This window comes from Streptococcus oralis (assembly GCF_019929345.1).
In the GTDB taxonomy this organism is placed as follows: Bacteria; Bacillota; Bacilli; order Lactobacillales; family Streptococcaceae; genus Streptococcus.
In genome coordinates this window covers 58,126-67,235 of the sequence record NZ_JAHZPJ010000014.1, presented here as the reverse complement: position 1 = coordinate 67,235, position 9,110 = coordinate 58,126, and the positions used below count along the sequence as shown (strand labels likewise).

Below are 9,110 nucleotides of genomic sequence, written 5' to 3'. Positions count from 1 at the left end.
GTCAAACTAAAAGGACTTAGTCCTGTGCAGTACAGAACTAAATCCTTTCAATAATTATTTGTCCAACTTTTTGGGGTGCAGTTCAAAACCAGCTCTTCTTTTTATTTTACAACAAGCTCGTAGCGAGTTTTGCTGGTAAAGGTTTGACCTGCTTTGAGAATGACTTGGTCTTTGAGGTCACTGTGAATGGCATCTGGTAAAGCTTGCGCTTCAAGGGCAATCCCATTGTGCTGTACCATTGGCTGTCCTCCGATGAGCACACTCTCATCCACAAAGTTTGCTGTGTAGACCACAAAGCAAGGGGCCTCTGTCTTGAAAAGTAGGAAGCGACCTGAGTTTTGGTCATAAAGGAAACCAGCATTGTCATGGCCAGCAGGAAGGGCAAATGGGTGATCCAAACCAGATACCAACTGGATTTGCTCATCTTCCTCTGCAAAGATGTCCTTCAACAAGGCACCATTGTAGATATGTTTAACCACATCACGATTGGCATCTGGAGTCTTAGCCGGAACACCGTCGGGAGCGATTGGGTAAATGCCCTCCGTATTTAGCTGGAAGACATGGCGGTCAATGGTCTGCGTGAAATCACCAGACAAGTTGAAGTAACTATGATTTGTCGGATTGACAAGCGTATCCTGATCTGTCGTCACCTTATAGCTGACTTCGTAGGCACCAGTTTCTTCCAAGTGATAGCTGATCCAGATCTTAAGATTACCAGGAAATCCTCCTGTGCCATCTGTACGCTCTGTGTAGAGGGTCAAGCCATGGTCGCTCACCTCTACCAATTCAAACAAGCTTGAATCCCAACATGTTGAACCACTGTGGTTACAGTTGCTAGCATTGTTGACTTCAAGGTCATAGGTCTGACCATTGAACTCAAATGTTGCACCTGCAATACGGCCCGCTACAGGACCTACACTTGCTCCATGCTTGGGACTATTGCCTACATAGCTATCAAAATCATCAAAGCCCAAAATCACATTGGCAAAATTCCCAGCCTTGTCAGGTGTGACATAGCGCAAGATGGTCGCACCATAAGTCATGATTTCTAGTTGGTAGCCACTGTCAGTCTCAAAGCGATAGGCCAAGACATCCTTGCCCTCATGATTTCCAAATACACGCTCTGTGTATGCTTTCATTTTTGTCTCCTTTATTTCTCTTAAGTAAACAAACCATAGAAAGTGTATTTACCATCTATGGTTGTAGTTTCTATTTTCAGAATCCTTTGTCAGAAAACCTTAAGTATCTTCTTAACAAAATGGGGTTCTTCTATCCTTGTTTTATGCTTCCACACGTTCAGTCCATGAAGTCGCTGTTGTTTGAAGAACCTTGTTGAGTTCGTCAATGTTCTCAAATCCAGTTGTGCGAAGCCATTCACGAGCTGCTGCTTCACCATTTTTGATGTAGGCTTCAACTGATCCAGCCCAAGTTGCACGGCCGCAAAGAACACCGTTGAAGTTTGCACCTGATTCGTGGGCAAAGACAAGTGTTTCTTGGAAGAGTTTGGCTGATACACCCGCACTCAAGTAGATGTATGGAAGATTTGTTGCTTCGTCTTGCGCTTTGAAGAAGGCTGCTGCTTCTTCACGAGTATGCACGATTTCACCATCTCCAAAGCCTTCAACGTATTTAACGTTGACTGGAACTTCTACTTTCAAGACATCGATGTTAAATCGTGGGTCTGAGAAGACCTTCATGGCACCGATAACCTTGTGTGGTTTTACTTTAGCGTATTCTGCAGAACCTGCGTCAGCGATTTTTTCATCGTAAGCCAAGATTTCAAGGAAGAATGGAATGTCTTCCGCCACACACTCAGAACCGATGCGTTCGATGTAGGCTTGTTTTTGTTGGTTGAGTTCGTCAGAGCTGTCTACATCGTAGTAAAGCAAGAATTTGACTGCATCTGCGCCTTGTTCTTTGATGCGTTTGGCAGACCAAACATCCAAGCAGTCAGGCAAGCGTTTAGTGCTTGTTGTGTCATAACCTGTTTTCTCATAAGCAAGGAGAAGACCAGCATTTGGATCAAGGGCTTTTGTAGCTGGAAGACCATACTCAGGGTCAAGAAGCATAGAAGATGCGTATTTTGTCAATTCATCTGCAACCAAGACTTTGAGTTCTTCCATTTGAGCTACTGTTGGCTCTTCTGTTTGGTATTGAGCCATGAGGCGTTTCAAAGCACCACGTTGGTCAAAGGCAAGAGCTGAGATAATACCATTTTCATCTGAGAGTTTTTGCAAGCAGGCTACTTTATTGGAACTTAATTGTAATTTACTCATAGATACTTCCTTATTTTTGATATTCATGAATGATCACACCTTGTACCACACGGTTTACGGTACCTGTAGGAGACGGTGTATCTGGTTTATTTTCTACCTTGAGTGAAGTCAATAGGGCAAAGAGTTGGGCATAAACGATGTAAGGGAAGACACGGTAAATATCGTTCAAGACACCGACACAACCAAGGGCTACTTCTTTGACATTTTCAAGACCAAAGGCTTGATCACTCAAGAGCACGACACGACGAGCAATGTGATCACCAGCAACTTCACGAACCAAGTCCAAGTCGTACTTGCGAGTGTAGTCTGTCGTTGTGCCAAAGATCAAAACAACTGTATCTTCATTGATAAGAGATTTTGGACCGTGACGGAAGCCAACTGGACTTTCATACATGGTCGCAACTTGACCAGCTGTTAGTTCCAAAATCTTGAGCTGAGCTTCATGAGCAAGTCCAAAGAAAGGACCAGTACCCAGGTAGATAACGCGGTTAAAGTCGAGGTCAACCAGCTCTTTAACATCTTCTGCATTGTCTAGAATCTTACGCGCAAGGCTAGACACAACTTCAAAACGTTCAGCTTTCACAGCAAATTCTGTAGGATCAAAGACCAAGAGAGCTGTTAGCATCATAGACGTAAAGCTAGAAGTCATGGCAAATCCAGCGTCATTAGAAGCAGCTGGTTGCAAGAGCAAAAGATTGCGCTCATCGCCATGGGCTTGAAGAGCCAATTTCCCGTCCGCTGCACAAGTAATCGTCACTTGATAAAGCTCATCCACTAAGGCTTTGGCCAAATCAACCGTCGCCACACTTTCAGGCGAATTCCCACTACGAGCAAAGGAAACAAGAACAGTCGCCACATCTTTTTTCAAATAAGTTTCTGGATTGGCAACAATATCAGTTGTCGCAATAGCATTGAAGTTCCATTTGCGTTCGTCATAGACTTCCTTAAAGTAAGGCACCAAGGTATCTCCCACATAAGCAGAAGTACCAGCACCCGTCAAGATGACCTTGATATAGTCATGTTTATCCGCAATCCCTTGTAGGAATGCTGCAATTTCTTCTCGTTTTGCTTGATAGGCTTCAAAAGCCTCTTTCCATACATCAGGCTGTTGGTAGATTTCACGAGTCGTGATTTCTGCACCCAGTTCAAGCAATTCTTCTTTTGTGTAATTTAGCATAGAGTTCCTCTAATCTATTGTTGTTTCATTCCTATTGAAAATATGGGAATGGGAGTGACTCCCATTCCCATGTATATTCTATATAAGATGCTCTAAGTCACATCTTATTCATCTTCGTCATCATCGAAGCCCGCTAACAAATCGTTGACTTTTACGATGCTTTCTGCAGCACGGCTCTTATAATCCGCATCTGCACCTGTAAGGCTGGCATTGATAAATTCAATCACCATTGGAAGATTCATCCCTGCGTAGAGTTCAATGTCGCGACCTTCCATAATCAAGCGGCTTACCACGTTACATGGTGTACCACCGAGAAGGTCCGCAAAGACTAAGAAATCATCCAAGCCTTCGATAGCAGCTTCAAATTTTGCAGTAAATTCTTCTGGGCCATCTTCTGGAAGAAGAGCCACTGCATGAATGTTGTCCTGTGGACCCATGATCATTTCTGTGCTACCTTTAAGTTCTTCACAGAAACGACCATGACTCACCAAAATTAACGATTTCACCATAAATTATGCGCCCATTCCAAGCAAGAATTTACCAAGAGCAGAGAGACCTACTGCAAGAACGATAATGATACCGATCGCTTTGGTAGAGTTCATACCTTTCTTACCAAGCAACCAGAAGATAAAGGCAGTAAAGATTGCTGGAAGCAAGCGTGGGAAGATTGAGTTCAAGATGTCTTGGAAGTCAATCATCTTTTCACCGATTGGCAATTTGTAAGAAATGTCAAAGTTGATCATTGTTGCTACAAGAGCACCCATCATGAAGACACCAAGTACAGATGCAGCGTCAATCAAAGCTGTCAAGGTACTTTGCATGTTGTTGATAAGGTTAACCCCTTCTTTGTAAGCAAATTCCAATTGTTTCCAACGGAAGATGTCATAAGCAACTGCAACTGCGATCCAAAGGAAGATACCCCATGGTTGGCCAGCGATAGCCATAGTTGCTGCGATAGAGCCCATGATAGCAGGTACAAGTGAACCAAAGATAGTATCTCCAAGAGGAGCAAATGGTCCCATCAAACCTGTCTTGATACCGTTAACGGCATCTTTTGAACCCACACCATCTTTTTCTTCCATGGCAAGGTCAAAACCAGCGATAATTGTGTGGAAGAATGGTGAAGTATTGAAGAATTGAGTATGAACTTTCATCATTTCTTTCAATTCAGGAGTTCCATCCCCATACATTTTACGCAATTGAGGCAAGATCATGTAAAGGTAACCAGAAGCTTGCATACGCTCATAGTTCCAACCTAATTGGAAAGTAAACAAGCTACGTTTGTTGATTTGATTAAAATCTTCTTTTGTTAGTTTGTAATTAGAATTCGTCATCTTCAATTTCCCCACTTTCTGATGGTGTAGAAGGTGCTGCTACAGCTACTTTTTGGCTGTTCTTAAAGTGAACAACTGCAAGGAAGATACCCACGATAGAGATACCGATCATAGACAAACCTTTGAAGTTGTTAGCAAAGCCAATCTTTTCAGCAACATCAGCAGGAAGAGTACCAAGGATACCCGCAACAGCTCCACCAAGACCTGTTACATATGAGTAAAGAACAGTCAACATAGCTGTCAAACCGAATCCCATTGCAAGGTAGTGAAGGTTACGTTTAACTGGAAGGTAACGAAGCAAGATTGCAAATCCAAGACCTGGAAGCATACGACCTGCAAGTGTCAAACCGTCTGCAACCCATTGGTATTCTTTAACAAGGTTTACAACACCTTGTACGAATTCCCCACCAAAAGCAAGAGCGAAGAATACTGGAAGAGCACGAGAAAGAGCCCATGGAAGCGCACCAAGTAGGTAGTTGCGTTCGATACCATTGTAGTCAAAGCGTTCGATCGCAGCATCAATACGGTGTGCAAAGAAAGTAGTTGTCATACGTCCAAGAACGTCGAAGTATGTCAAAAGTGCCGCTACTGGTACAGCGATTGTTGTAATCGCAAGGTCTGTATCAATACCTTGAGAGATAGAGAATGCTGTTGCAAGAACCGCACCAGAAGTTGCGTCGATACGAGAAGCACCACCGAAGGTACCAACCCCGAGAACGAACAACTGCAAGCTACCACCGATAAACAAACCAGTTGTCACATCTCCCATGATCAAACCAGTAATGAAACCAGCGAATACAGGGGAACCTGCAGATGAAACGATTGTCAACTCATCACAGATTTGATAAGCTGAGTACAAAGTGAGAAGTAAAATTTGCCACCATTGTATCATAACAATGACCTCCTAAAAATTTTTTCCTATTTTAATAAGCTCAAAAAGTCTGAAACTGGATCATTTGGAACCATTTGAGCAGTGAGTTTCACACCTTTTTCTGCTAGTTTGTGGAAATCTTCCACATCCTTGTCTACCACATTGATAGAACGTGTGATAGAGCGAGTTTCTGGTGTTTGAGACATATTGCCGACGTTGAGTGTTTCAAGCGGTACACCTGCTTCGACCAAACCAAGGAAACGGTCTGGTTTACGTGCAACGATAAAGAGACGTTGGCTATCGTATTTACCAGCAAGGATATTTGCTGCTGCTTTCTCAACTGGCAAGATACTGAGTTTCACACCTGGTGGTGTCGCAAGTTTCAAACCACTCTTTTCAATATCGTTGTTAACAACTTCGTCGTCTACAACCATAATGCGTGAAACATTTAGTTTTCCAGCCCAAAGATTGGCTACTTGACCGTGGATCAAACGTCCATCGATACGGCATCCTACAATTGTCATAAGTTTTCCCCCTTTATGTGTTTTAGTGTAGGTTTACGAGTTAAATGAATCTCTTCTTTATATTCGCCCTCAGTTTCAAAGATGATGATGCGGTTAGCACCTTCCTTGAGATAGCTATAAGGGATATAAAGTGAGAGGGTCGGGCCGACGTTCCAGAAACGCCCTAGGTGACGCCCGTTGACAAAGGCAACTCCCTTACCAAACTCAGACAAGTCTAAGTAGGTATCCTTCGGCTCTTCAACAGTAAAGTCGAAAGCGTAAAAGGCTGGTTGTCCTTCTGTCCATCCTTTTGAAAAATCAATCTTCTCAGGATTATCCAGTGGTAGTGGATATTGTTTCCAATTCAGTAAGAAATGTAGATCCTTGCAGACACCTGTTCGAATTCCTTTACGCTGCGTATCTGCCAAAAACTTATGTCCGTAGTTGACACGCCCCATATTTTCAATCAAGATGTCAATCTCTGAAAAGCCTTCTCGGTTTCCCTGACAGTAGATGTCTTCACCAATCTCTGTCTGGTATTGAGTAGCAATCCATTGACCATCTACAAAGAGTTGAGCTCGGTCACGTCCATCGATGATACGGAGACGTTCCTCTTCTGCATCCCAACTTGCCTCAGTGCGGTAGAGAAGGTAGCCATAACTTTGTCCAAGTTCTTCCATCGCTTTTGGATAGAGGCTTTCAGTAGGACTAGAGAGACTATCCAGGGTTTCAAACAAGGACACTTTTTCGACTAGTGGAATGGATTCCATTTCCATGCTTTCCTTGTAAAGCGGTTCCAATTGTGGATACTCTGGGAAGTGTGTTGCCATCATCTTCTTGACTGCTAGGTATTTAGCAGTTGGATTTCCTTCTTCATCCAGAAGGGCATCATAGTCGTAAGATGTGACTTGCGGCAAATCCAGAGTTCCTCGAGCCGAGCAACCATTCATGAAACCAAAGTTTGTTCCACCATGGAACATGTAAAGGTTGATAGAGCCTTGCTCCAATACCTCTAGAACAGCTTCTGCCAATTCTTTGGGATCACGAGTGATGATGGGTTCTTTCCAACGGTTAAACCAGCCATCCCAGAATTCCATACACATGAGGGGCCATTTTTTGCCATACTCATCAAAGAATTCCTGCATCTGTGAAAAGTTGTACGGAGCTTTAGAACCGAAGTTCCCTGTCACAAAGAGGTCATCTTCGATCAAGGTTCCGGCTTTCAGAGTAGCCCTCCATGGACCATCTGAAGTAAAGAGTGGGCAATCAATCCCTCGGTCTTCCATCAATTTCCGAATTGCTCGTAGATAAGACTTATCTTCTCCATAAGAGCCATATTCATTTTCGACTTGCATCATAAGAATGTTTCCGCCATTATCCAACAAGCGAGACACAAGCCTTGGCAATAATTGGTCATAATAGCGAGCAACAGCCTCGATGTAGGCTGGGTCGGACGAGCGAATTCGCATGTCCTTGGTCAGGAGCCAAGCTGGCAAACCACCGAACTCCCACTCGGCACAGATAAATGGCGAAGGGCGCACAATAGCATAAAGTCCCAAATCCTGTGCTATTTGGAGAAACTTCTCCAAATCCAGATCACCTTCAAAATTAAATTTTCCCTCAACAGGCTCGTGTAAATTCCAAGCCACATAAGTCTCGACTGTGTTAAAGCCAAGCGCCTTTAAGTTGTAGAGCGAATGATACCAATCCTCCGCCGGAATCCTAAAATAATGAATGGCACCGGATAAAATCTTGAACGGTTTCCCATCTAGGTAGAAATCGTCCTCAATTTTAAATCTTGGCATGTCACCACCCCTGACTAATTAAGTTTGCGCTTTCATTTATTATAATATTAAATATAATCAAATCTTTCGCATTTGTCAATAGGTTTTGGAAAATATTTTAAAATTTTTTGATTTTTTTACTCTCCTTTTACCAACTTTCTGCAAATACCACATGAAAATGGAATTTCTAGAAAAGCTTTCTAAACCATTAGAATAAGCTAATTTTTCGTATATAGGATAACATTTTACTCTGTTATTCTATTTTTTTATCTAAATACTACTATTTTCTCTGTATTTGTGGTAAAATCAAGGATGAAGAAAGAGAATCGAGGTGAAATTATGGCTATTCCAAAATACCAATATATTAAAGATGAATTAAAAAATAAAATTATATCTGGTCAATTTGCAAGTGGAGACAAGTTTTATACTGAAGCAGAATTGATCGCAATGTACGATGTGAGTTCAATCACAGTTGTTCGTGCCTTGAACGACCTTGCTAAAGACGGCTATATTGTCCGTCAACAAGGAAAAGGAACATTTGTTTCACGCGCACGTAAGCATAAACTTGTTGAATTTTCAGATGTCGAAATCTTTGAAACAAAAGATGATAAGGTAACCGTCCTTTCTATCGAGCGTGGAAATCAACTTGAATATTTGGAGAAACTTGGACTACGTGGAGATCAATTCTATTACAAGATTGAACGTATCCGTCAAACAAATGATGTTACCTACATCTACCACACGTCTTATATTCCCGAGCAATACATCAATGCCAACTATCCAAATCTTGACTACTATAGCTCTATCTATAAACGTTTCAAATTGGATTACCGCATTCACATGAGTGATGAGCATTTTGAAGAAATCAACGAAATCGCATTTCCAACACCAGAGCATGCTGCTTCTGTACTAGGAATCGATACACAATTCCCAACTGTCTTCCAAACAAAGACTACGAAACTTGAGGCCACTGGTCAAGTTTTGGCTTATAGCGAAACTTATAAGCGAGCTGACTACTACAAAATCAAATTCATCTCATGTAACCGAGGTCATTAAGAAAAAGCTTGAGCCTAGCTCAGGCTTTTTCTATGTTCATTATAACATGCGCCATTTAGTATGAACATACGACAGAGGGTAATTCTTTAATTAGTAGTGCTTTTACTAA

The 9,110-nt window shown here is 42.2% G+C and carries 9 protein-coding genes; 1 reads left to right on the top strand and 8 read right to left on the bottom strand.

Features of this window, described 5'->3' with window-relative positions:
* Positions 1-101 precede the first annotated feature (101 nt).
* The 8 genes from K1I97_RS09005 to K1I97_RS08970 all read right to left on the bottom strand — a co-directional run bounded on the left by K1I97_RS09005 (position 102) and on the right by K1I97_RS08970 (position 7,966).
* Positions 102-1,139 (bottom strand): aldose epimerase family protein, encoded by a 1,038-nt coding sequence (locus tag K1I97_RS09005; RefSeq protein WP_223332181.1) that lies wholly within the window; start codon positions 1,137-1,139, stop codon positions 102-104.
* Between the two features lie 141 nt (positions 1,140-1,280).
* Positions 1,281-2,276 carry a tagatose-bisphosphate aldolase gene (gene lacD / locus K1I97_RS09000; RefSeq protein WP_223332182.1) on the bottom strand — a complete coding sequence of 332 codons (996 nt, stop codon included), beginning with the start codon at positions 2,274-2,276 and terminating at the stop codon, positions 1,281-1,283.
* 10 nt (positions 2,277-2,286) lie between these two features.
* Positions 2,287-3,453 carry an SIS domain-containing protein gene (locus K1I97_RS08995; protein WP_223332183.1) on the bottom strand — a complete coding sequence of 389 codons (1,167 nt, stop codon included), beginning with the start codon at positions 3,451-3,453 and terminating at the stop codon, positions 2,287-2,289.
* 104 nt (positions 3,454-3,557) lie between these two features.
* The gene (locus K1I97_RS08990) at positions 3,558-3,962 is read right to left on the bottom strand and encodes a PTS sugar transporter subunit IIA (protein ID WP_002875700.1); all 405 of its coding nucleotides are present in this window, start codon (positions 3,960-3,962) and stop codon (positions 3,558-3,560) included.
* 3 nt (positions 3,963-3,965) lie between these two features.
* Complete coding sequence (locus tag K1I97_RS08985; RefSeq protein WP_223332184.1) at positions 3,966-4,787, bottom strand: PTS system mannose/fructose/sorbose family transporter subunit IID; 822 nt, start codon at positions 4,785-4,787, stop codon at positions 3,966-3,968.
* Positions 4,774-5,679 carry a PTS mannose/fructose/sorbose/N-acetylgalactosamine transporter subunit IIC gene (locus tag K1I97_RS08980; RefSeq protein WP_000616996.1) on the bottom strand — a complete coding sequence of 302 codons (906 nt, stop codon included), beginning with the start codon at positions 5,677-5,679 and terminating at the stop codon, positions 4,774-4,776. Before K1I97_RS08980 ends, K1I97_RS08985 begins: the two co-directional genes overlap by 14 nt.
* 26 nt (positions 5,680-5,705) lie before the next feature.
* A complete protein-coding gene (locus tag K1I97_RS08975; RefSeq protein WP_000156968.1) occupies positions 5,706-6,182 on the bottom strand; it encodes a PTS sugar transporter subunit IIB in 477 nt (158 codons plus the stop codon).
* On the bottom strand, positions 6,179-7,966 hold the full coding sequence (locus K1I97_RS08970; RefSeq protein ID WP_223332185.1) for a glycoside hydrolase family 35 protein: 1,788 nt from the start codon (positions 7,964-7,966) through the stop codon (positions 6,179-6,181). Before K1I97_RS08970 ends, K1I97_RS08975 begins: the two co-directional genes overlap by 4 nt.
* Positions 7,967-8,284: 318 nt before the next feature.
* On the opposite strand from K1I97_RS08970, the gene K1I97_RS08965 reads away from it, so the two are divergent.
* Positions 8,285-9,001 carry a GntR family transcriptional regulator gene (locus K1I97_RS08965; RefSeq protein WP_223332186.1) on the top strand — a complete coding sequence of 239 codons (717 nt, stop codon included), beginning with the start codon at positions 8,285-8,287 and terminating at the stop codon, positions 8,999-9,001.
* Positions 9,002-9,110 lie beyond the last annotated feature (109 nt).

Excerpts from the sequence above, each read along its gene's own strand:
- K1I97_RS08980 (WP_000616996.1), bottom strand. The coding sequence starts at position 5,679 with ATGATACAATGGTGGCAAATTTTACTTCTCACTTTGTACTCAGCTTAT.
- K1I97_RS08985 (WP_223332184.1), bottom strand. The coding sequence starts at position 4,787 with ATGACGAATTCTAATTACAAACTAACAAAAGAAGATTTTAATCAAATC.
- K1I97_RS08990 (WP_002875700.1), bottom strand. The coding sequence starts at position 3,962 with ATGGTGAAATCGTTAATTTTGGTGAGTCATGGTCGTTTCTGTGAAGAA.
- lacD (WP_223332182.1), bottom strand. The coding sequence starts at position 2,276 with ATGAGTAAATTACAATTAAGTTCCAATAAAGTAGCCTGCTTGCAAAAA.
- K1I97_RS08995 (WP_223332183.1), bottom strand. The coding sequence starts at position 3,453 with ATGCTAAATTACACAAAAGAAGAATTGCTTGAACTGGGTGCAGAAATC.
- K1I97_RS08975 (WP_000156968.1), bottom strand. The coding sequence starts at position 6,182 with ATGACAATTGTAGGATGCCGTATCGATGGACGTTTGATCCACGGTCAA.
- K1I97_RS09005 (WP_223332181.1), bottom strand. The coding sequence starts at position 1,139 with ATGAAAGCATACACAGAGCGTGTATTTGGAAATCATGAGGGCAAGGAT.
- K1I97_RS08965 (WP_223332186.1), top strand. The coding sequence starts at position 8,285 with ATGGCTATTCCAAAATACCAATATATTAAAGATGAATTAAAAAATAAA.
- K1I97_RS08970 (WP_223332185.1), bottom strand. The coding sequence starts at position 7,966 with ATGCCAAGATTTAAAATTGAGGACGATTTCTACCTAGATGGGAAACCG.